General features: G+C 59.8%; 19 protein-coding genes and 2 pseudogenes. 7 read left to right on the plus strand and 14 right to left on the minus strand.

From position 1 onward, the window contains the following. Positions 1–253 precede the first annotated feature (253 nt). Positions 254–1,687: an IS1182 family transposase gene (locus tag ACE10Z_RS14095; protein ID WP_375789827.1), complete on the plus strand. Its 1,434-nt coding sequence runs from the start codon at positions 254–256 to the stop codon at positions 1,685–1,687. 295 nt (positions 1,688–1,982) lie between these two features. Here ACE10Z_RS14095 and ACE10Z_RS14100 read toward each other — a convergent pair whose 3' ends face one another. The 3 genes from ACE10Z_RS14100 to ACE10Z_RS14110 form a co-directional block, all read right to left on the minus strand. Then, positions 1,983–2,156, minus strand: coding sequence for a Flp family type IVb pilin (locus ACE10Z_RS14100; protein WP_375789828.1), 174 nt, complete (start codon positions 2,154–2,156; stop codon positions 1,983–1,985). A 553-nt stretch (positions 2,157–2,709) separates the two neighbouring features. Beyond that, positions 2,710–6,036: an AAA family ATPase gene (locus ACE10Z_RS14105; RefSeq protein ID WP_375788439.1), complete on the minus strand. Its 3,327-nt coding sequence runs from the start codon at positions 6,034–6,036 to the stop codon at positions 2,710–2,712. Between the two features lie 667 nt (positions 6,037–6,703). Continuing rightward, positions 6,704–6,913, minus strand: coding sequence for a PRC-barrel domain-containing protein (locus ACE10Z_RS14110; RefSeq protein WP_375788440.1), 210 nt, complete (start codon positions 6,911–6,913; stop codon positions 6,704–6,706). Positions 6,914–8,150: 1,237 nt separating this feature from the next. On the opposite strand from ACE10Z_RS14110, the gene ACE10Z_RS14115 reads away from it, so the two are divergent. Further along, positions 8,151–8,993, plus strand: coding sequence for a DUF1194 domain-containing protein (locus ACE10Z_RS14115; RefSeq protein ID WP_375788441.1), 843 nt, complete (start codon positions 8,151–8,153; stop codon positions 8,991–8,993). A gap of 2,208 nt (positions 8,994–11,201) precedes the next feature. Here ACE10Z_RS14115 and ACE10Z_RS14120 read toward each other — a convergent pair. Further along, entirely contained in the window at positions 11,202–11,558 is a 357-nt protein-coding gene (locus tag ACE10Z_RS14120; RefSeq protein WP_375788442.1) for a hypothetical protein, read from the minus strand. A gap of 23 nt (positions 11,559–11,581) precedes the next feature. Here ACE10Z_RS14120 and ACE10Z_RS14125 point away from each other — a divergent pair, with 23 nt between their 5' ends. The 4 genes and pseudogenes from ACE10Z_RS14125 to ACE10Z_RS14140 form a co-directional block, all read left to right on the plus strand. After that, complete coding sequence (locus ACE10Z_RS14125) at positions 11,582–11,761, plus strand: hypothetical protein (protein ID WP_375788443.1); 180 nt, start codon at positions 11,582–11,584, stop codon at positions 11,759–11,761. A 227-nt stretch (positions 11,762–11,988) separates the two neighbouring features. Then, positions 11,989–12,297, plus strand: a complete 309-nt coding sequence (locus ACE10Z_RS14130) for a hypothetical protein (protein ID WP_375788444.1) — start codon at positions 11,989–11,991, stop codon at positions 12,295–12,297. 228 nt (positions 12,298–12,525) lie between these two features. Further along, on the plus strand, positions 12,526–13,038 hold the full coding sequence (locus ACE10Z_RS14135) for a YkgJ family cysteine cluster protein (RefSeq protein WP_375789829.1): 513 nt from the start codon (positions 12,526–12,528) through the stop codon (positions 13,036–13,038). A 611-nt stretch (positions 13,039–13,649) separates the two neighbouring features. Beyond that, a pseudogene (locus ACE10Z_RS14140) lies at positions 13,650–13,847 on the plus strand (hypothetical protein); the annotation flags it as partial. Between the two features lie 909 nt (positions 13,848–14,756). On the opposite strand, the pseudogene ACE10Z_RS14145 reads toward ACE10Z_RS14140, so the two are convergent. The 8 genes and pseudogenes from ACE10Z_RS14145 to ACE10Z_RS14180 all read right to left on the minus strand — a co-directional run. After that, positions 14,757–14,996 (minus strand): annotated as a pseudogene (locus ACE10Z_RS14145) (hypothetical protein); the annotation flags it as partial. Positions 14,997–15,561: 565 nt separating this feature from the next. Then, positions 15,562–15,768, minus strand: a complete 207-nt coding sequence (locus ACE10Z_RS14150) for a hypothetical protein (RefSeq protein WP_375788445.1) — start codon at positions 15,766–15,768, stop codon at positions 15,562–15,564. A 131-nt stretch (positions 15,769–15,899) separates the two neighbouring features. After that, positions 15,900–16,103 (minus strand): hypothetical protein, encoded by a 204-nt coding sequence (locus tag ACE10Z_RS14155; protein ID WP_375788446.1) that lies wholly within the window; start codon positions 16,101–16,103, stop codon positions 15,900–15,902. 364 nt (positions 16,104–16,467) lie between these two features. Continuing rightward, complete coding sequence (locus ACE10Z_RS14160) at positions 16,468–16,635, minus strand: hypothetical protein (protein ID WP_375788447.1); 168 nt, start codon at positions 16,633–16,635, stop codon at positions 16,468–16,470. A gap of 15 nt (positions 16,636–16,650) precedes the next feature. Beyond that, complete coding sequence (locus tag ACE10Z_RS14165) at positions 16,651–16,860, minus strand: hypothetical protein (RefSeq protein WP_375788448.1); 210 nt, start codon at positions 16,858–16,860, stop codon at positions 16,651–16,653. 329 nt (positions 16,861–17,189) lie between these two features. Continuing rightward, positions 17,190–17,372, minus strand: a complete 183-nt coding sequence (locus ACE10Z_RS14170) for a hypothetical protein (protein WP_375788449.1) — start codon at positions 17,370–17,372, stop codon at positions 17,190–17,192. A gap of 135 nt (positions 17,373–17,507) precedes the next feature. Next, positions 17,508–17,768 carry a hypothetical protein gene (locus tag ACE10Z_RS14175; protein WP_375788450.1) on the minus strand — a complete coding sequence of 87 codons (261 nt, stop codon included), beginning with the start codon at positions 17,766–17,768 and terminating at the stop codon, positions 17,508–17,510. Positions 17,769–17,831: 63 nt separating this feature from the next. Next, complete coding sequence (locus ACE10Z_RS14180; protein ID WP_375788451.1) at positions 17,832–18,029, minus strand: hypothetical protein; 198 nt, start codon at positions 18,027–18,029, stop codon at positions 17,832–17,834. 178 nt (positions 18,030–18,207) lie between these two features. Between ACE10Z_RS14180 and ACE10Z_RS14185 the strand changes: the two genes are divergently transcribed. Beyond that, the gene (locus ACE10Z_RS14185) at positions 18,208–19,035 is read left to right on the plus strand and encodes a hypothetical protein (protein ID WP_375788452.1); all 828 of its coding nucleotides are present in this window, start codon (positions 18,208–18,210) and stop codon (positions 19,033–19,035) included. A gap of 18 nt (positions 19,036–19,053) precedes the next feature. On the opposite strand, the gene groL is transcribed toward ACE10Z_RS14185, so the two are convergent. Together groL and ACE10Z_RS14195 are read right to left on the minus strand one after the other, a co-directional pair. After that, positions 19,054–20,694 (minus strand): chaperonin GroEL, encoded by a 1,641-nt coding sequence (gene groL, locus ACE10Z_RS14190; protein WP_375788453.1) that lies wholly within the window; start codon positions 20,692–20,694, stop codon positions 19,054–19,056. 140 nt (positions 20,695–20,834) lie between these two features. After that, the gene (locus ACE10Z_RS14195) at positions 20,835–21,152 is read right to left on the minus strand and encodes a co-chaperone GroES (RefSeq protein ID WP_375788454.1); all 318 of its coding nucleotides are present in this window, start codon (positions 21,150–21,152) and stop codon (positions 20,835–20,837) included. Between the last annotated feature and the right edge of the window lie 57 nt (positions 21,153–21,209).

The following is a 21,209-nucleotide window of genomic DNA, read 5'->3' on the forward strand; positions in this document are numbered from 1 at the left end:
CGCCGGCTAGAAAGCGGGCAAGCGGGCTGATGGCGCCGGCGGGCTTGACGCCGTTACCGACACCAATCTGGCCCAATTCGTCAGCCGGACCGAGTTGGAAGAGGCTTGGCGGTCACAATGTCCCGCTATACAGCCATTATCAGAGGACAAACGGAAGTGGCTCGGACATCGTCGAGCCGACGTGATTGACCCTGGCTGTGTGAAAACGCTGCTGCTTTGCTATGATTCTCTCGTGATTCTGCGGGGGAAGCTGATGCGGCGCTTCGTTGAGCAGGCGGATCGTGGGCAATGGACGCTATTGCCCGGATGCCTCGACGATTTCATTGACGAGAGCAACCCTGTTCGCGTGATCGACGTGTTTGTCGATGCGCTCGATTTGGCTGAGATGAGCTTTGAGGGGGTGGAACCAGCGGCGACTGGTCGGCCATCGTACCACCCCTCGGTTCTCCTCAAGCTTTACATCTACGGCTATCTGAACCGGGTGCAGTCGAGCCGACGGCTCGAACGCGAGGCCGGCCGCAATGTCGAAGTCATGTGGCTGCTGGGTCGGCTCGCACCTGATCACAAGACGATCGCGGACTTCCGCAAAGACAATGGCCTGGCGCTGCGCAGGGTATGTGCGCGCTTCGTCGAACTCTGCCGCGAGATGGGCCTCCTCGCGGCGGCGAGCGTTGCCATCGATGGCAGCAAGTTCAAGGCCGTGAATAACCGCGACAAGAACTTCACGCGGGCGAAGGTGCAACGGCGGCGTGCCCAGGAGAGCGTCGCGCGCTATCTGAGCCAACTTGACACGGCCGACCGGCAAGAGCCGACGGAGGCACTGGCCGCGAAGGTGACGAGGCTTACCGAGAAACTGACCAAGCTGAAGGAGGAGATGGGCAAGCTTGCCGTTTACGAGAAGCAGATGCTTGCTTCGCCTGACCAGCAAATCTCACGGACCGATCCTGATAGCCGTTCGATGGCGACGAGCGGACGTGGTTCCGGTGTCGTCGGCTACAATGTGCAGGTCGCCGTGGATACCGAGCATCATCTGATTGTGACGCATGAGGTGACGAACAGCGGCTCGGATCGGGCTCAACTGGCCAATATGGCCAGGCAGGCCAAGGCTGTTCTCAAGACCGAGACGCTCGAGGCCGTTGCCGATCGCGGCTACTTCAGCAGCCTGGAGGTCCTCGCATGTCACGAGGCGGGCACCACGGTAACTCTGCCCAAGCCGCAGACGTCGGGTGCCAAGTCAGATGGCCGCTTCGGCAAGCAGGACTTTGTCTATTTGCCGGAGGAGGACGCCTATCGCTGTCCAGCCGGAGAACAACTGCCATATCGCTTTACGAGCGAGGAGGATGGCAAGCGGCTACGGCGCCACTGGACTACAGCCTGTCAAGATTGTTCGCTTAAGCCGCAGTGTACGACAGGGCCAGAGCGGCGGATTCCACGATGGGAGCATGAGCATCTGCTAGAAGCTGCGCAGCAGCGCCTTGATGCAAATCCACAAGCCATGCGCCTGCGTCGCGAGACGGTCGAGCATCCGTTCGGCACGATGAAGGCCCGCATGGGAGCGACACACTTCCTCACCAAAACGCTCCCTAAAGTAACCGCTGAAATGGCTCTCTCGGTCCTGGCCTACAATTTGACACGGGTCATGAACATCGTCGGGACCAAGCCGCTGATGGCTGCGATGGTGGCCTGAGACCGAACCAGTCCTGGCTTCTCACTGACTTCCCGGGGAAGGTGTTTTTACACGGCCAAGACCCTTTGCAGACATTCCAGAAGACGCGATCGACATTGCGCAGACGTGGTTGTTTGCCAGCAACCTGAACTGCCGTTGGTCGGGGCGACTTCACACCCGGCTTGATCCAAGGCAGACTTTGATCGGTTTATCTTTTGGGCAAACGCACCGGGTGACACGGGACACCCGGTGCAACGCCTTGACCAGCCACGGTGCGCTGAGAACGCTTTGGTCAAGGGGTTGGCGCCCTAAGCTATCACGACCCGGCCGTCAAAGCCGTTTTAACGGTCTCAAAGGTCGTCTTCAGGTTCGTACCAACACCGCTGACTGCCCCGATGATCGCAATCGCAATGCCAGTCGCAATCAGCCCGTACTCAATGGCCGTAGCACCCGACTCATTCTTCAAGAATGCACCAAAAACAGTCTTCATCATTGCACCTGCCCAGTTTCTATCGAGACGCATTGTCGCGTCCAGAAACGAACTAGAGCGGCAAAGCCTAAGGTTGTTTAAATAGCCGATGCGTGGATTTGCGAGACAATCGAACTAAATTGTGACTCGAATTTTCGGGAAGCTGTGCGGTCGGACTCGAACGCTGCATGCATGCAACCTCAGATATGGTCACCGCGTTAGCCAAATCGCGGTGATTGCAATGCCTTATGAGCTTGTATTTCGAACGCTAGGCAATTTCGGAGGAATGCGAATTGAGCTTGGCTGCAAGTGGAACTTGCCACTGCTGCGACGCGCGCGACGATAGTCGTGTGACAACTTGTCGCTGTGCGAACCGCGCATGCTCGCGTAACGAGATACCGCATCGTAGTCGAAAGACGAGAGTCCGCATTTGGCCCTAAGCAGACTTCGACGCGCCCGCAACCGAAGTCGGATTTTGACCCTGACCGGACATCGTTGAAAAAAACGTGCGATTCTAAACCACCTGCGCCTGCGGCGACCAGCAGCTATCCCGCCACGCAAGAAGTGGACTGCATCAGGCCAGCCGGTCGCGCAGCGCCTTAGCGTCCCGCAGGACTGGCGTGTCGAAGCCTTCGGTGAACCAGCCATACACCAGCGCGAGGAGGTCGTGAGCTTCCGTGCACTTGCCTTGATCGCGCCATAGGCGGGCGAGGCTGGACGCAGCGCGCAGCCCAAACGTCTTCGCGCTCTGGCGCTCCGCCACAGCGAGCGCTCGATGATAATTCTGCTCCGCAGCGGCTTGGTCGCCTCGCGCATTCATCATATCGCCTCGAATTCGATGCAGCTCGACCTCACCGGACCGCTCGTGGGTCGTCTCGATGAGCTGCGCAGCCTCGACGAGGCAATTCTGTCCCTCCTGCAGATCCCCGACCTTGGCGTGAGCCTCGGCGAGAAAGCAGAGCGCGCGCGGCGTGTGCACGACGGCTCCGGCACCACGAAGCACCAAGAGCCCCCTCGCGAGCGTCGCGACGCCATCCTGCGCCTGTCCAAGTGCTGTCAATGAGCGACCATGCTGGAGAAGTCCGACGCCCAACCAGAGCGGAAAACCGTGCTCGTCCGAGAGAGCGACCAACTCTTCCGCGTGCCGCCGTGCGTCATGCAGCAAGCCGGCGGCCGTCTCCACCGCACACGCCTTGCTCAACACAAAGGCCACCGTAAACGGATGGTCGAGCCCGCGGGCTTCCGACAACGCCTCGTCCACGCGCGCGCGTCCCTGATCGATGTGGCCCAGAAGCGCCAATGTCAACGCCAAGTGACCCAGGCTCGCAGCGTACGGATCGGCCACCGCTATGGCGGCGCAAATCGCGCGAGCGGCCGGATCTCTCAGGCCATCACACAGATCGAGAAGGGCGCGCGCTGTCACAAACTCCCCGCGAAAGTAGCAACTGGCGCCGTGGATATAGTGACCCAGCAGCAGAGCGACCTGATCTTTTCTAGTCTCGCCAAATTTCTCCATCTGCTCGGCAAGGGACACCGCCAGTTCGTGCTCGGACCGAACCATATGGAAACCCCATTGGGAATAGAGCAGCGGGACGACGCGATCCGGCCGATCGAACCGCTCAGCGAGCGCTCGCGCCCTGACGAGGGTATCGCCCACCACCGGCGCCGAATACCCTCGAGCTGCCATCAGCGCCCGCCCCAGGGCAATTTGCAGGTCGAGTTCGTGCTGCACGGGCCGGGAGTTCTCAGGCATGTGCGCCAGCAATTCCAGGCCCTTCTGCAACTGCGCCACCGCTTCCGTCATCGCCGACCGCGCGACCGCTTGCTGGCCGGACTTGAGCCGATAGCTTACCGCCTTCTCGTTGAAACCGGCCTCGGCGCAATGATGGGCCATGAGTTGCGGCTGAGCGGCCACGATTTCGGGGAACTGACTCTCCATCACCGTTGAAATGCGGGCATGGATCTGCTGGCGTCGACCGCGCAACAGGGTGCTATAGACTGCGTCCTGCACCAGCGCGTGCTTGAAGGTGTACTCTGCATCGGGTGGGGTGCCACGCTGGAAGACCAACTCGGCGCCTACGAGCTGGGCCAGGGCCCCGTCCACCTGGTGCTGCGGCACAGCCGCGACGGCGCTGATCAGCTCATGCGAGAACGACCGCCCGAGGGCCGCACCGATCTGCGCCACCTCGCGCACGGGTGCCAAGCGATCGAGCCGTGCCAGGAGCGAGGCTTGGAGCGAGGTAGGGATGGCAAGCCGAAGCACGGGCCCCCTCGCATCAAAGCGGTCGCCGGCGTCGGTCAGCATGCCGCTCTCGATCACCGCCTTGGTCAATTCCTCGATGAACAGCGGCACGCCATCGGTCCGATCGATGATATGTTCGGCGACCTCCTCGGGCAGCGCTTTGCCGCCGGTCACCCGCATGACCATTTCGGCGCGCTGTCGACGCGGCAGACGACCGAGACTGATCTGTGTCACGTGCGAGCGCCCCATCCAGGCCGGCGCGAACTCTGGCCGGAAGGTGATGACCAGCAAGGCCCGGAGGGTGGCCACCCGGTCGACGATGAGGTCCAACAGGTCGAGCGAAGTGGGGTCGATCCAGTGCACATCCTCGAACACCATCAGTACGGGCCGACGCGCCGCCAGTCCCTCGAGCTGGGCTAGGAGGGCCCGAAGCGTATTCTCCTTGCGCTTCTGTGGTGTGAGGCTGAGCGGTGGATAGCGATTGCCGATCGGCACGGATAGCAGGTCCGCGATCAGAGGGACGGCCTCGCTGAGGTCAACGTTTGCCTCCGCAAGCAACGCCTCGAGCTTGTCCAACCACTGCTGGTCCGTATCGTCACGCCGGAATCCCGCTGCCCGCTCGAGCTGTGAGATGGTCGGGAAAAGCGCGCTGTCCTGATGGTGCGGCGAGCAGAAACGGCGCAAGCGGATGTGTGGATCATCGCTCAGCCGCTCCACCGCGGTCTCGGCGAGGCGCGATTTGCCGATGCCGGGCTCACCCGATATCAGCACGACCGAGCCATCGCCGCGTTTTATCTGCTGCCAGCGGCACATCAGCAGCTCGATCTCCTCATCGCGGCCAAGCAGTGGCGTTCTGCCTACGCGCAAGGCCTCGAAGCGGCTATCGACCGCGCTCGCGCCCATGACTCGCCAGACCGGCACCGGGTCGCTGAATCCTCTGATGGACACGGTCCCGAGAGCGAGATACTCGAAGAGTCCTCCGACGAGGCGGCGGGTGCTGCCGTCGATGACCACCGTGTCCGGCTCGGCCAGCGCCTGAAGCCGCGAGGCCAGATTGGGGGTCTCGCCCACCACCTCATGCTGCTGGGACGCGCCATCCCCGATGAGATCGCCGACGATCACCAACCCGGTGGCAATGCCAACTCGCACTCGCAATCTTGCCCCCGAACCGACATCGAGTCCTGCCACGGCCGCGACCAATGCCAGCCCGGCGCATACCGCGCGCTCAGCATCGTCCTCATCCGCCCGCGGATAGCCGAAATATGCGAGCACGCCGTCGCCCATGTATCTGGCAACGAACCCGCCAAATTTCTCGATCTGCTCGGCGCAGCAGCGATGGTACGCGCCCATGATTTCCTGCAAGTCCTCAGGGTCGAGCGTTGTCGAGAGCGCTGTCGAACCAACAAGATCAGCGAACATCAGCGTGAGATGACGTCTCTCGGCCGCGGTCCGAGGAGCAGGCGTGGGTCTCGGTCCGGCCTCATCGAATTCCGCAATCGCGCGCAATATCTTCCTGCGATGGCCGAGCGATACACCGATTTTTTCGAGGTCATGGTCGGTCAGATCGCGCAGAACGCTTGGATCAATGTCGTTCTCGGCAAAGCGCTGCGCGTATTGCCCAAGCCCAAGCTTCTCGAGCCACTCCGCAATCTGCTGCATTGGCTCCACCGACATCTGGTTGACGGCCGGCCGAATTTTACACCACAGCGAAGAAACGTTATCCCGATGTTTCCGGAATAGCACGTCTTGTTTACAGCAGTTCGCCTGCGTGGGCCTTCGATTATTTGCCAAGGTGGTGCGTTAGTACGGATGTTCGCTACCAAGAAGCGCATGGCATGATGAGAACAACTGTACAGGCCCGATTTCGGCAGCAAGCACCGTTGCGCGACCAGACCAATGTGACTGGTACCGGAAACCAATTGAGCGGGTCCATGAGCCGGCGTCAAAGGATTGCGTGACGTCCTGTTCTGGCACTTTGCGAAGTAGCGCCGGACGCCGATTATGTCCGATGCCGGGGGTAAATCAGAATCTATCGCCGAGCGGTCAAACCGACGCGACTGACCCTAAGCGGGCGTTGCCCTTAGGCCGCCTCGGATGTCCGCGCCGCTCGCATCGCGTCTGCGGGAACCGAAACATTTTCTGGCCTGAATGATTTACTCTTGGGGCTTCGCAAGATGCGACGCATTCATGAACCCTCTCTCGGCGAGCGACGTATTCCTTACGGTCGCGATCATGAGCGTTACTTTCCTGGCCGAAATCGCTCTTTTTATCTTGATTGGACTGATCTGAAATGATCGCGCCGTGCTGTACAGCGCGCAGCCAGGGTCTAGTTCTCGGTGATCCTGATGGTTGAGACCGGCCATCTTCCGTCATGACCTTTGATCGAAATCCGAAGCCCGTGCAATTCGTCCAGCCAAACGTGCTCGACCGTGCCTGCTTTGCCATCGGTAAGGACGACGGCTTTGCCGATCAATTCGGCTTGCGCCTCGCCGTACTCATTCAGGATTTTTGACGCACGGCGCTTCACCGATGGCATTGCTCATCCAATTCGGCCGAACCGTCTTTGGCTCAAGCGGCGAACCTTGTCCCAGCGCTCAGTCGCTGGAAAGATCGATGGTGATTGCTCATCCAATTCGCGGAGCCGGTCGATTTGCTGTCTAAGTCCCTCTGGTAGTCCCGGCTCTGGCTTCAGCGAATCGCCCAATCTCTCGCCGATCTCTCGAACGATGGCGCGGCTGTGCGTGTGGTCAAGGTCAACGCCATGGTCCATGCAATTGCTTTCGTTCCGGTAATGGCAACGCCAGCCATGTCCAACATCGTAGCCACCCCTCCGCAACCTCAATGGAGGCACGGCCAGCAACTTTTGAATGGAACCGGAGACCGCCGCTTTTGGCTATCTGCGCGAGCGCTCGTTTTGACAACAGCGGGTCTTTGGTAACGACCTTTGGCTATCCGCGACATGCGCCGGCTTTTTACCAGCGTGCGGCGGTCTCGTATTCCTCTAAAGCCCCGCATGCGCTTTCGTTCCTTTGATCTCCGATCGCGACGCGATGTTCCATTCGGAGGAACCCGGAGTGGGAGGTCGACGCATCCCACAAGGCTTACCGAGTTCGCGCTCGGCGCCATCGTTGCGCGCGGGAACCATTTATGAGAATGCCCAGTTAGTTCATGGGGCGATGAAGGGACCATCGTCATGAGGACCAAATATCTCGCTGCGATCGCGATAGCTGTTCTTGCCGCTTGTAGTGGGCTGGTCGTGAATTCCGTCGGCTCGCTTCATCCCGAAAAGCAGTCCACGCTGTCCGCCAGACAAGTAGCGGACCGACTAGCTGGATCTTTGGATCCGTATTTGACACGGTCTGGTGGCTAACAGCCGGTGTAACTCAGAATGCGTTGGCGGCGCTCCTAAGTCATGAGGCATCGTGCCCGTTCGCCAAGCTAGGCTGTAACATATCCCATGGCGCTCGCACCCATACGTCGCGTTCCTCGTCTGTCAGATTGAACGCTGCTTCTGCGTACGCCGCAACGTCGTGTCCGTTACCTCCGATATTGGCCCCCAGCGGTAGTTGGCGCAGTGCGGCGTCATGTCCGGAGTTAGCGGAAAACCGGAAGCGGGTCACCGACTGTCAAAGTGGAGCGATTGACCCACAGCGGCAGTGGGCCGAGCCAACTCGCCCACGTGACTAACCGAAATGTGAAAAGCAGAATATGTTGCCGCTTTTCGCGGCGCGTTTTGCGTGTCACCATCCCTTCGCAACGACGGGAGGGTTGCCATGCGCTGGAGTGTCTCGATCGGAGCAGCGCTTGTGGCCGGAGCGATGGCGGGGAGCGACTTAACGGGCGCTGCAGCCCCGGGGCCCAACTCTCAACAGGCCGACCCCAACGGCGGTGTGCCGTCCGTTGACGTCGAGCTTGTGATCGCCGTCGATGTTTCCTATTCGATGGACTTGGACGAGCTTGCTGTTCAGCGCGAGGGCTACGCGCTAGCTTTCGTCTCGAAAGATTTTCTTCAGGCGATGAAGGCTGGTCCCCACAGCAACGTGGCTGTGACCTATTTCGAGTGGTCGGCTTCGAGCGACCAGAAGATCATCATTCCGTGGCGGTTGATTGATGGTCCGGAATCGGCTGATGCAGTAGCCAACGAAATCATGAGTGCGCCGGTTCGCCGGGGCTCGCGCACCTCGATCTCAGGTGCGATCTATTTCGCGATGCCGCTGTTCGATGAGGATCCCTATCGCGGCTTGCGCCGCGTCATCGACATCTCCGGCGACGGCCCCAACAACAACGGCGCGCCCGTGACCGGCGCGCGCGACGAGGCGCTGTCGAAGGGCATCGTCATCAACGGTTTGCCAATCATGGTGAAAGAGCCGTCCTATTCGACCATGGATATCGACAATCTCGATTGGTATTATGAGGACTGCGTGATCGGCGGCCCTGGCTCATTCGTGGTGCCGATCAAGGATCGGGAAAAATTCAAGGAGGCGATCCGCGCAAAACTCCTGCTTGAGGTCGCGGGCCGTACGCCGGAGCGCCGGATCGTCACGGCAGCTGAGAAACAGCCGCGGGTGCCCTGTTTGATCGGTGAAAAGTTGTGGCAGGACCGCTGGGGCCGGTGAGCGTCAAGAGCAGATATTTAACAAAGTCGATCACTTCGCGGTTCGGACTACCGTGTCCGGTCATGGCCCTTTTCGAGGTAGCGGCGGGCACCGAAGACGTCCGATTATCGGGGAGGCCGAAAGTGACCGGCCGCCCGTGACAAGCCTTCAGCGGCTGAAAAAAGCGCGAAGCGGTCCCGCAGTGGGCAAAGGTTATTTGGCTTCATCCGAGCAGTAGGCCTTCTCGGTGTGCATGCAAGCCCGGTAAGCGCAACCGGCAGAGGCTGGCGGCGCAGGCCAGGCGACTGAGACGGTAGCTTATCCGAAACCTCGGCGGCGCTGGCGTCTTATGTCGCGCCGGCACCGCCAAATGCCTGGGCGAGGGGCGCGATTTTTTGGCAGCGCAATCACTGCCGTACTGATTTTCATGCAGGGAATATGCTAAAGTCCGACCACGCAACCGATGGGGGTCGCAGATGAAGATTCCCCCGACTGTCGAGCCGATCGCGCATATCTCGCCTTATCGCCGCATCGATCCGTTGCATCCCGGACGGAAGCGCGTCATCACGCTGGAGGAATGGCAGGCAAGCGGGAGCACGCGCAGCCAGACCCGGCAATCTACAGCTATGACGCACGGAACCGGCGCTGGGTGCTGAAGGAGGATGTGCGATAAGGACGAATGCCGAGCGCGGACACTTCGGTCACGCGCCCTAAACGCAGCATGGAGCAAAAATTACAGTTCCGAGTTAGGGGGGTGAAAAAATCAGGAGGGTCTCATGGATCCGATAACGCACTGCCCCAAATGCGGAAAACGACGGGTGCCGGTTGTCACCTTGTCCGGCCGCACCGACCTTCAATGCATAAGCTGTGACGACCCCGCGGTGAAGTGGGCTGAAAGTCCGCTTATAGCTCCTGAGATCGTTGCAGAACCCGTTAGCCACTCGGCAGGCATGCGGAGCTGACACAGCGCGCCTGCGCCGGCGGCTTGGACGATAGAAGGAAACAGGGCGGGTTGCGGTCCAGCGCTCACGCCGCCGCTGCAGGCTGCTTCAAACACGCCGCCTCAATCTGGCGGTTTTTTTCCTTGGCTTGGTCAAGCGCTGGCGCCGGTGGTCCGGCCTGCCTTTCGGGCTGATGCTTTTCAGGCGCTCCCGTCGGAACTCGCGGCGCAAATCTGGCGGCCCACCGCTGTTCGAACTTCCTTTGCAAGTCCCGAGGAACGTCGCACATAACCCACCTCCGCGTTCAGCCCCTCGATGGGCCTCAACGCGTGGGGTGCTCTAACGGCCCTAAACGGTGCCACGGGGAACCAGCGTCGGGCGCGGGTGCGAGGGGTCAACCGGGTCTGGGACACCGTCACCACCTCGTGCGGGTTACTTGGGCGCGCCAAAGGGTGCTGATGATCCGGGGCTACCGCAGGCCGGAGGCGGCCCGCTATCGCCGACTAGGCCTCTTTGGTGATGCACGTTCCGGGATCGTTTAACCATCGAAATGCGGTGCGGGGGATCGATGATGGCCTGATGAAATTGGATTCGGCGGCCAACAAATAAAAACTTCGAACGTCGCTTCTTGGCCTTCTACGAAGTGGCGGCCGACACTGGGTCCGTCCGATTAGAGGGGTAGACCGGAAGCGAACGGCCGTCGCTCGCAGATGGAAGGACCACATCAAGACCGCGCGCGCCGCGCTCAGCAAGTAAACGCCACGCTGAACGAGTAGTCTCCATTTTTTCGGCCGTGGCGCCCCACGACCACCACCCGCATCGGAGGCCCCACCAACGCCGCTCGCTCGCGCCGGCGAGGTGATCGAAATAGGACTCTCTTGTGCGGTTCAAGGGTCCGCAAATGTGCCCTCAACAGAGCGGCGCACAAATCGCCGCCACGTCCATTATCAGGGCGACAATCTAACGCGCATCGGCGATCGCGGCGGAGGGAGAATCGGGCCACTAAATTTCAGGCAAATCGTTAGGGGTTGGGGCGGCCCACGTTCTCGACCAATGAGTGAGGGGTGGGTTCGCGCGATAGAGAGCATGTGTCGCGAAGCGAGGACGGCTTTTTTCTTCAAACGATAGGGCGGCGTTCGCAAGGGCCGTACCGGCAGGCAATATCGGGGGGCGCACCTTCGATGAGATGCCGTCCACCATTGCCGACATTACCTGCTCTGCGGATTGCCCAGGCAGTAGCCTTAGCAATGACGAGAAACTCGGCCTCACTTTATTTGAAGGTCAAGGTCTACCGCTCTTCAACCCTGGTGCGCCACAGGGCATCGAAAGTATTCTGGTGAGCCGGCGCCAATTCTTCTGAACCGATCGGATCGCTAGGCTTCTCAATCAGGGCGCTTGCAAGCTCTTCAGTGGGGCGCGGCTGCGTCGAAACCTGCGCAGGCCACTCCAATAATGATTTTGAAAGCATGGGCTTGCCTTCGTACCAGCATTTTCGTCCGTCGATGAGGCGCCAAGACCAATACTCGCGCGGATTTGGTGGCACCGCGGCACTGCATTGTTGTTTCGCCTGCGCAGTCGGCGTTCCAATTAATAAGAAAGTAGCGATGCAAGCGGCCAAAGGGATAAATGGAGATTGTTTCGTCATCGGAGTACTCAGAGACTACTTCGTTGCCGCAATCGGCTTACGGCAACGACCAAATCGGGCCGCTCGAGAACCTCAACCAACTTGTCGAGGATGCTTTCACTGTCGTGGGGGCGGGGCTGAAGGTATTTGTCCAATATGCACAGGGCTTCGCTGACGGCCTGAAGTGCCAACTGTTGATCGGTCATCGCTTCTTACCCATTTGAATGGAGGGAGAGTCGCGCTATCAAGGAGGCTGAAAGATCAAGTCGTCTTTTAGACTTATCCCATCAAATTTTATTTCAATACGGGGCCTCACCTCATAAGGAGGGCCTCTCGTGAGCAAACAGCGGTTTTCCTTCGCGGGGCGTTGGATCAAAGAATGCTGCGACGAGCACGAGAGCAAACGCTCGATCACGAGATCAAACATGGAGGATTAGCGGAAGACCATCAGATGAAGCAGTTCCTGATCCGTTATCGCCGCACGTCCGCTACCGCCGAAGCCTGGCAAGAGGACATCAAGCGCTTCATCGCGCAGATCGAGGCCGATCCGGAATTGCGCGGACGGATCTCCTACCGGTGCATGAAGGTGCGCGACAGCGACGAATATATGCACCTTGCGACGCCAACGGACGACGCCGCAGTCAAGGCGCTGCAAAGCCGCGACTGGTTCAAGCGCTATAACGAGCAGACCCGCGCGGCCGCAGGTGGCTCGGTCGAGGTGCTGCCGCTTGAGACCGTCGCCGAGACCGCCCCCGCGTAACGAAAAAAAGCGCCCCTGCGCTCGAGGCTGTCCTTCCTTTTGTGCCGATCATGTTGCGGTGCATGAGTCCGGAGTTGGCCCGTTTGAGCATGCTTACCGGCTCTGAACGTTCCGTTGATACGGGTAGGTCGGAAGTCAACGCCAAAGAGTCAAACCGGCGCTTTTGACCCGAAGCTGACATTCGCTCAGACGGAGAGGCCTTGCAGTCCATTGGCTCGCTTCATCGCCATGTCTCTTCTCGCCAGCGTGCCAGGCGGTCAAAGACCGTCCGTTCGAGCCATTGTCGGCCGGATACTCGGTGCGAGCTGGGAGTCCCCGACCGGTTCCCAGGCGCGGAGGACCTTTGGAGGAGGGCATACTGGGCCTTCTGAAAGACACTTTCAGGTTTGCCGCAACAAAGCGATCCGCGTGAACCCCTGCGAAATACTGCGTCTTGCAAGGCATCTTGGCATCTCGACAACGCAGTTCATCAAGAATCACACCGAGGCGGGAGGAACCGTGCTCCGGTCAAAGGAAGACGGCGATTGCGGGTTTCTAGGCGAGCGCGGTTGCAGCGTTCATCCGGACCGGCCGCTGGCTTGTCGGATCTATCCGCTGGCGCGACGGGTTGCCGGGCAGTCCTGTTTTCACCGCGCAAGGCTTTTCGAGAATTTCCCTCGGCCGGGGCCGCACGACGCGAGTCGGCCCCTTTCTATTCGGCGGACGGGTGAGGCGGCCCCAGCGTTCGTTCGAACGCGCTGAGGCCGTTTCCATTAGGAAGGTGGGCGGTTAAGTTTGCCGTATGTCCGGTGCTGTTCGGCCTCAGACGGTGCCGGATGATACCAAGTGAAAACTCGGCCCCAGTTCGACCCTCGCTGGGGCCAATCCATCGTGGCGTCGGTTCTAATGAAAGCGGCCGCCAACTGAGGCGCCTCTGATTGAGCGGCCCCAGCAACCTTTGGGGGCCTGTGTGAAGGGAGGCGAGTTGCTGGGGCCATCTACCGGCTCGATGCGCCGAACCTGGTTGCGAATTATTGCACGTACATCGCCACCCCAATGATGACGAGCGGGCTTAGCCCAAATGGTACGATCCAAACGCTTTCAAGTATGTCATTTCCCATAACACAACCTCTGCGTTGAGGTTGAAGCCTACGCTCATGGAACTCCGTGGGACAGTGCAGTTCGTGTCGAGCAATCGAGCGAAATAAAAATGCGACGCTTTGCGGCGAGAGCGGCCGCCAACTGTGATGGCCTTACTTTTCGTCTGGCTCGACAAGTTGCTGTTCCAGATCGGCAATGATCCGCCGCAGCCTCTTCAACTCCGAATTAGAGTCGGCGTCAGGCTCCGCAGCGAGGCGCTGCTCTACGAGGCGACCCATCAGACGGTTGCGCTCGATATTGTCAGGCGGCCGAAGTGGACACCGATCCACGAGTTGGAGCGGTACATGCGATGCAAGGAATGCTCGCGCCGGCAAGGTCACCCCTACAAGCGCAGCCGCCTAGTGGCATTGCGGACGAACAAGGTCTCAACCACGAACCCGCCGTCGACATGGTGGCCGGGAGAGCGATAGCGAGCGACCCGCTCACAATCATATTGTGAGATGAGTTATTCTTTGGGAACGATATGAAGCAGCGAACCTTGCCTTTTCGGAGCTGAAACGATCGCAAGAGTTGCCCCCATGACCATTCTTCCTGTTGATCGCGCACTAAGGATATACGGCGTCCTCGCCGACCGTTGCGAGACGAAGGGATCCCGTGAACAGCTTTCCAGACATCTGATGAAACTGTACATCGCTGGCGAGAGAGACCAGCACCGATTGACAGTGCACGGTATGTCGTACCTTCGCGACCTGGATCGGAGGATCGATTCCAGCAATTGAGCAGGGAACCCGCTGCCCCGGGGCTAGCGCCTCTGCGCTTCACGCTGCTTCCGCAGGGAATTGCGACGCATGATCCGTGCGATCGCAGCGCGGACGGCATCTGCCCTTGCCTTTTGCTTTTTCGGAAGTGGCGTCCCTTGTTGCTCGCCGACCGTCGGAGCCATAGCCAGCTGTTGAGCGGCTGTCGAGCTATGCTCGGTAAGCTGCACTCTCATTGGGCCAGTCGATGGTGATTTGGGTATCGTCATAAGGGCCAACTCGCTGCCATGGAGTTCGTTCAATAGCTCCAGAGCCCAGCCCTCCAGAAAGGGGTGCTGTCCGCATTTAAGCCCCGTGTCCTAAGTTGATTTTGAGAGTGTCCTAATTCCGATTAAGCGAACCGAAACCATGGCTTGGCCGTTGTTCTCGGTAGGACTGTTGAGAGACCTTATTCACTGTTCCGGCCTCATCGTTTTCCATAGGACGCTAACCGTTCTCGCATTGAGCGACCGGATGTTACCGAGGGTTCTCCGTGGGTGAACGGAATTCCGGCTCGCCCAATTTGAATTTAACGGTCGTGTGGCAACGGCAAGGACTGTGCCATTCGACAGACGAGCAGGAATCGAGACCGGGCTCACGAGGTATCTCGCAACCAAGGCACTTCACTTCGAGATAGCGGTAGCCGGCATTCAACGCATCGCCGAGAGCGGGCGAGGGCTGGGCAGGCCCTTGGAAGGCGAGCATTCGGGCGTTCGACGCCTGGCAGGCGAGCCCATCAGCATCACGTCGAGCCTCGGCTGCCCGCTCGGTCAGGTGCCGGACGGTGGCGCCGAACATGTACTCCCGAGATTTTGAGCCCATGCCGGCCAGAAAGCAGGAGTCGAGGAGCGCGGCAAATCATCAAGCTATTGAGGCACGGAACACAAAGCGGCTACTGCGGGTCGTGGACTAGCTAGCCAACGCTCCAATTATCGTTGGAGAATGGGTTTCCCTCCCGTAGGGCCTATTGGCTTGGGACCGGCCAAAGGTGCGGGACTTATGGATGGAAAAGGGATCTGTTCTGACTTGTCCATCCGCTTTTTGGAGCGACTTTCATTGTCCAACGGTGGGCAGATCTTCTCCCACCCTGGACTGTAAGCCCTGCCTAGAAAATCGATCTGATCAGTCTCGAACGTTTGAATAATTCGCTGCTTACTGCAGGCCGGGACGACCGCGAGTCTCGCAACGCCCTCGGGGGAGCCCTTCACCAAATAGCGCATCGTTACCAGTGCGCCGCAACGATTATCGACAGTCCACGTTTGCAACGAGCCGTCCTTCGTTTTAGCGGGCCCCGTGAGGCAGCTTTGTGCATTCGCATTTGCGGCAAGGACGAAAGGCACGAGCCAAACCGCGACTGCTCCGGCAAGAGGATGGCATCCTGGCTTAGTCATCGCATCAGTTCAGATAGCTTGAGGACATCAGCAAGCCGAAGCTTCGTGCCTTTCGGCATATGCTCCAGGAGCAGGTGCCGGGTATTGGCCGCAATCTCATCACGCTTGATCTGATCGTCCTCGGCGTGGAATGCCCGCATGTCCGCGGCAAACCGCCGGGCGATCCTCGGCGGAATATCGAGCGGCTTTTGCGTGATTGGCATAGCTTGGGAAATAAGTCGTTGAGCCCGGCTTTGCGAGATCTCATCTTATCGCGACGGCCGCGTTTGCTGAACATGAGGCCGCGAGGAACTAAATCCTTGCATCGCATGCTGGCGTGGCTTGAGCGCACCAATCATGGACAAGAAGCAACCTTAATGACGGAAATCTTTTGACTGATCGCGGGCCAGACGTTTCCGTGCAGGTCATGTTTAACGTCATAATCGCCCTCTTGATTATTGTGAGCGTTGGCGTGCTCATTGCCCATGCCATCGACGCGCTGCGGTCCTGAGGGATCTTCTTCCCGCTGGGCTAACGCAAACTCAAATGAACGCAGCATGGTGCAAAGGTGGTAGCGCGCCGCAGCAATTGCGAATTCCGCTAGATCAAACTAGGGAAAGGAATAACTTCATAGGCGGTGGTGGCCACCCCAACCCACCTACGCTGGCTAAGCCCCAGTTCATGCCCTTCTCGAGCTGGGGGCCGGTCGGGCCATGGACGTTGGAATGAAGAGAATTCGCCCTGACTGGATCACCATCGCAGGATGCCTGGTAATCGCATTGGCTTCATTGGCGATCGTCGCCATGTTCGTTTTTTGAACCGCCCGCGTTGAACTGGCCAATCACCGCATCAGCCTGAACGGCTTTCGCATGCGCCCGAGATAGGTATCGAGGGCGGCTTTTGCGAATAATCTACGGCGCGTCTCACGGCCGTCGCCTCATCAGGTCCATGTCCTCGAGGCGCTCGTCTATGCGCTGGTTTACGTTCTCGTCGTGCAGCCTGTCCTCGCGCCGACCCGCCCGCGCAGCAGCCACGGCGAAGTCGGCGGCGATAGATACGATCGCGATGCTCACATAGGTCCACCAGTGCATTCCAGCGGTCCGGTACTATCTCAGATCGGGCGCCACACGCTCTGGCTCCTGTTCGGGCGGGCGATCCAGCAACGGATGCAGCGGAGGTTGTTCGATTATCCTTAGCGGTGTCTCGTTGCTGGCCATACGCGCGTTCACGTTTTCCGCGATCGTAAGCGCTGCCGCGAGGATAGCGACTGCGACGGCAATCGCGAAGAGGACCAGCGCAGTTTGGTGGTTGGTCATCGGAAATGCTCCAACGGAAAGTGATTTAACGCCTTTCCGCCACACAGCGTTCATGCCTAACGCCAACCGGCGCGCGACCATGGCTGATCTTGCGACAGGGCGTCTAGACGAACATCCACCATCCGATCGCAGCCTCCGTGGCACCGAATGTTGCAGGTGACTGGCCGCCAGCGAGCCATTCCGCGGGGCTACCAGGCGGAATGGAGCGGCCGGACCGTTTCGTGTAGCGGCGTTGAGGCATCGGCGAATGATCGCGCCGATTGCGCGTGGAGAGAAGCGCCAGGAATCGATCGCCTATGGGTGGCGATCACCAATGGTGGGTCAATCGTCTAGCGCGGTTGGTTCGGATTTTCTTGCCACGTCGTCGAGTGCTCGGAAATCCACTTGGTCGCGTCGTGCTCCGTAACAAAACCCTTGATGACTTCCGTTTCGCCATCGGGCCACAGAATATCGATCCTCCAGCCGGTGCCGGGATTCTTGCAAGCCATGAAAGCTGGTCGCTGCTCGATCATCGGGGGACTATGCGCCGACGGTGGCCAGCTACAAGCCAGTGATCCTGCCACACTTCGCTTTCTGGCCCCGCGATCCTATTGGCGCTGAAATCCCGATTGACGCCGATCCTCTCCGTGATCGGGAGGCTCCGGTAGTTATCCCTCGATAATGAGGCGACCAAGGAACGCATTGCAGGCCCGCTCGGCTTCAGCGAACGTGCTGAAGGGCGATCCGGACACCTGAGCCGCGGGCATATTCAGAAAGTCTGGACGATATGACGCAACAAAACCGGGCTCTCCATGCAAGCCAGGTACACTTCGGCTCTCGCTGCTGATAACGAATGAATAGTCGTCGCTGCTTGCGATCCAAATTTCCAGATCCTCAGCAGTTTCCACGCGGCGAAAGTGCAGGGCCATTTTCACCCTCCACCATGCAGGGGCCCAAGCTCGGTCCTCCGCGGTCGTCCAGATGAATGACGCTTAACCTGCTTTTGTGCGGTTGGCCGCTTCAGCATCCCGCGCCAGCCGTTCCGCCTTTAGGCGCTCTCGATTGTCGTGGAGTGCTTTTTGCGCTTTTGCGTATTCGGTCATAGGTTCCTTCGCCCTGACCGTTTTGAAGATCTTATGGGCTTCGCGGTCTGCAGCTGTTGGTGCCCGTCGACTTCGGTCGTTAGTCATTGTTGACCTCCCATTTGGGCTTAACGAGTCAACGCATAGATATGGCTTTCGATCCTGTCGACTAGCGGGTGCAAGCAAACTCTGTCCGCCGCCGGCTGTTAGCGGCATCGGCGGCTGCTCCCTGGGGCTGGGCAGCGGACGCGGTTGAGGGCAGGCTGCGGGGGCAGGGAGAGCGGCCATGCCAGATTTCAGGATAATCGAGGGCAGCGGCCCCAACAAAGAAGAGCGCGAGAAGCAAGAGCGGGAGCTTGAGAAACAGCGCGCTCGAGAGTGGGCGAAAAGCGACGTTGAGCGGACGCTTTCCGGATTCACTGCGGCACTGCTTCGCACGATGGCCGAGACCGAGTCGATCTATCTCATGCGGCGCCTTGCCGACTTCATCGAAGCGCTGAACAAGTTTCGGGAGGTGATGGGCCGCGGCGTATCCGTCGCGGTGCTTCAGGAGATACTTCGTATTCCCACCACAGATCTGGACTACTCTGATGAGGATTGGCGGCACCGTCGCTGGTTACGCGAACACGGAATGGACATCGTCAAAGGAGCGCTGCGTCTTGCAGCACTTAAGGTCCTTGGCCGAGAGCCGCATTTTGGCGGGAAGTACTCGGAGCAGGTAATTCAAGACGGTATCAAGACCCTGGAGGAATTGAAGCTGCCACCAAAGCCGCAGCCGCCACTGAAAAGAGGGACCGCGAGCTGGGATGACGTTGTGGATCTAGGACCTTCTCCTGGTGGTGACGCCAAGCGAGTAGCCGACAAGCGCGCTCAAAGTAGCGGACCAGCGGCACGATCGCGGAAGCGCCAAGCAGTGCAGGGGTTGCAGGGGGCGCACTCGCTCGCCAGGATTTCACGCGCATTTCTTGATGGTCCAGTCCGCATTATCCGCGCCATCCTTGAAAATGGGCGTTTTCAAATTTCGGCTTGCTCCCCTGAGACCTTGCCATCCCTGTTATCGTCATCGACGATAGAAAGGCCGGGCATCCCTGCCTGGCCTTTCTTTTTCTTTTAAGCACTGAACGGATTGGAGTTAGAAATCCATACCGCCCATACCGCCGCCTGGAGGCATACCGCCGGCGCCTGCGTTCTTCTTCGGTACTTCGGCCACCATGGCTTCGGTGGTAATCAGGAGCGCGGCAACGGAGGCCGCGTTCTGGATGGCTACGCGAACAACCTTGGTCGGGTCGATGATGCCCTTGGAGATCAAATTGACATATTCGCCGGTCTGGGAGTCGTAGCCGTAGCCGTACTGGTCCTTCTCAAGGATCTTGCCGACGATTACGGAGCCGTCCTCGCCCGCGTTGATCGCGATCTGGCGAGCCGGATAGGACAGCGCCTTGCGGACGATCTCGACGCCGGTCTTCTGGTCGTCGTTCTTGGTGCGAAGTCCCTTGAGGTGCTGGGAAGCACGGAGCAGGGCGACGCCGCCGCCCGGCACGATGCCTTCTTCAACCGCCGCACGGGTCGCATGCATCGCGTCATCAACGCGATCCTTGCGCTCCTTTACCTCGATCTCAGTCGCACCGCCGACGCGGATCACCGCGACGCCGCCCGCGAGCTTGGCCAGACGTTCCTGCAGCTTCTCGCGGTCGTAGTCCGAGGTGGTCTCCTCGATCTGCGCCTTGATTTGCTGCACGCGGGCCTCGATGTCGGCCTTCTTACCGGCGCCGCTAATGATGGTGGTGTTCTCCTTGTCGATCATCACCCTCTTGGCGCGACCGAGCATGGCGAGCGTGACGTTCTCCATCTTGATGCCGAGATCTTCCGAAATCGCCTGACCGCCGGTCAGGATCGCGATGTCCTGCAGCATGGCCTTGCGGCGATCGCCGAAGCCCGGAGCCTTGACGGCCGCGACCTTCAGACCGCCACGCAGACGGTTAACGACGAGAGTGGCGAGCGCTTCGCCTTCGACGTCTTCCGCGACAATTACAAGCGGCTTGCCGCTTTGCGCCACGGCTTCCAGCAGCGGAAGCAATTCATTCAACTGAGATAGCTTCTTCTCGTTGATCAGGACGTAGGCATCTTCCATTTCAACGCGCATCTTGTCGGCGTTGGTGACGAAGTAGGGCGAGATGTAGCCGCGGTCGAACTGCATGCCCTCGACGACATCGAGCTCGGTCTCGAGCGACTTGGCTTCCTCGACCGTAATCACGCCCTCGTGGCCAACCTTCTTCATGGCGTCGGCGAGGAACTTGCCGATCTCGGCATCGCCGTTGGCCGAAATGGTGCCGACCTGGGCGATCTCCTCGTTCGAGGTGACCTTCTTCGAGTTCTTGACGAGGTCGGCGACCACGGCTTCAACAGCCAGGTCGATACCACGCTTCAGGTCCATCGGGTTCATGCCGGCGGCAACCGACTTGGCGCCTTCACGGACGATCGCAGCCGCCAGCACGGTGGCGGTGGTGGTGCCGTCGCCGGCCGCGTCCGCGGACTTGGAGGCGACTTCGCGCACCATCTGGGCGCCCATGTTCTCGAACTTGTCCTCGAGCTCGATCTCCTTGGCGACGGTGACGCCGTCCTTGGTGATGCGGGGAGCGCCGAATGACTTGTCGAGCACGACGTTGCGGCCCTTCGGACCGAGCGTAACCTTTACGGCGTTGTTGAGGATGTCGACACCGCGCAGCATGCGGTCGCGGGCGTCGACCCCGAATTTAACTTCCTTGGCTGACATAATGATCTCCGTTTTCAGCTGTCCCAATCCCAAGGGCCGCGCAACCGCGCCAGCTCTTGAGGGATGAGATTCTAGCTTGCGGCCGCATCCTTCGAGGCGCCGGCTGCGCCGGTTCCTCAGGGTGAGGGCGACTTTCGCGCTTAGGCGGCCTTCTTCTTGGAGGCGGGAGCGTCGGTGAGCACGCCCATGATGTCGCTCTCTTTCATGATCAAGAGCTCCTGGTCGTCGATCTTGACCTCGGTGCCCGACCACTTGCCGAATAGCACGCGGTCGCCGACCTGGATGTCGATCGGGATCAGCATGCCGGCCTCGTCGCGGCCACCGGGGCCGACGGCGATGACTTCGCCCTGGGAGGGCTTTTCCTTGACTGTGTCGGGAATGATGATGCCGCCTGCGGTCTTCTCTTCGGCGTCGATGCGCTTGACCACGACGCGGTCGTGGAGCGGACGGAATTGCATGCGATCCTCCTTGGCCTTTTGATTATTTTCTGGATTGGCAGTCGCAATGGACGAGTG

Origin of the sequence: Bradyrhizobium sp. Pha-3 (genome assembly GCF_042258615.1) — a bacterium.
Classification (GTDB): domain Bacteria; phylum Pseudomonadota; class Alphaproteobacteria; order Rhizobiales; family Xanthobacteraceae; genus Bradyrhizobium.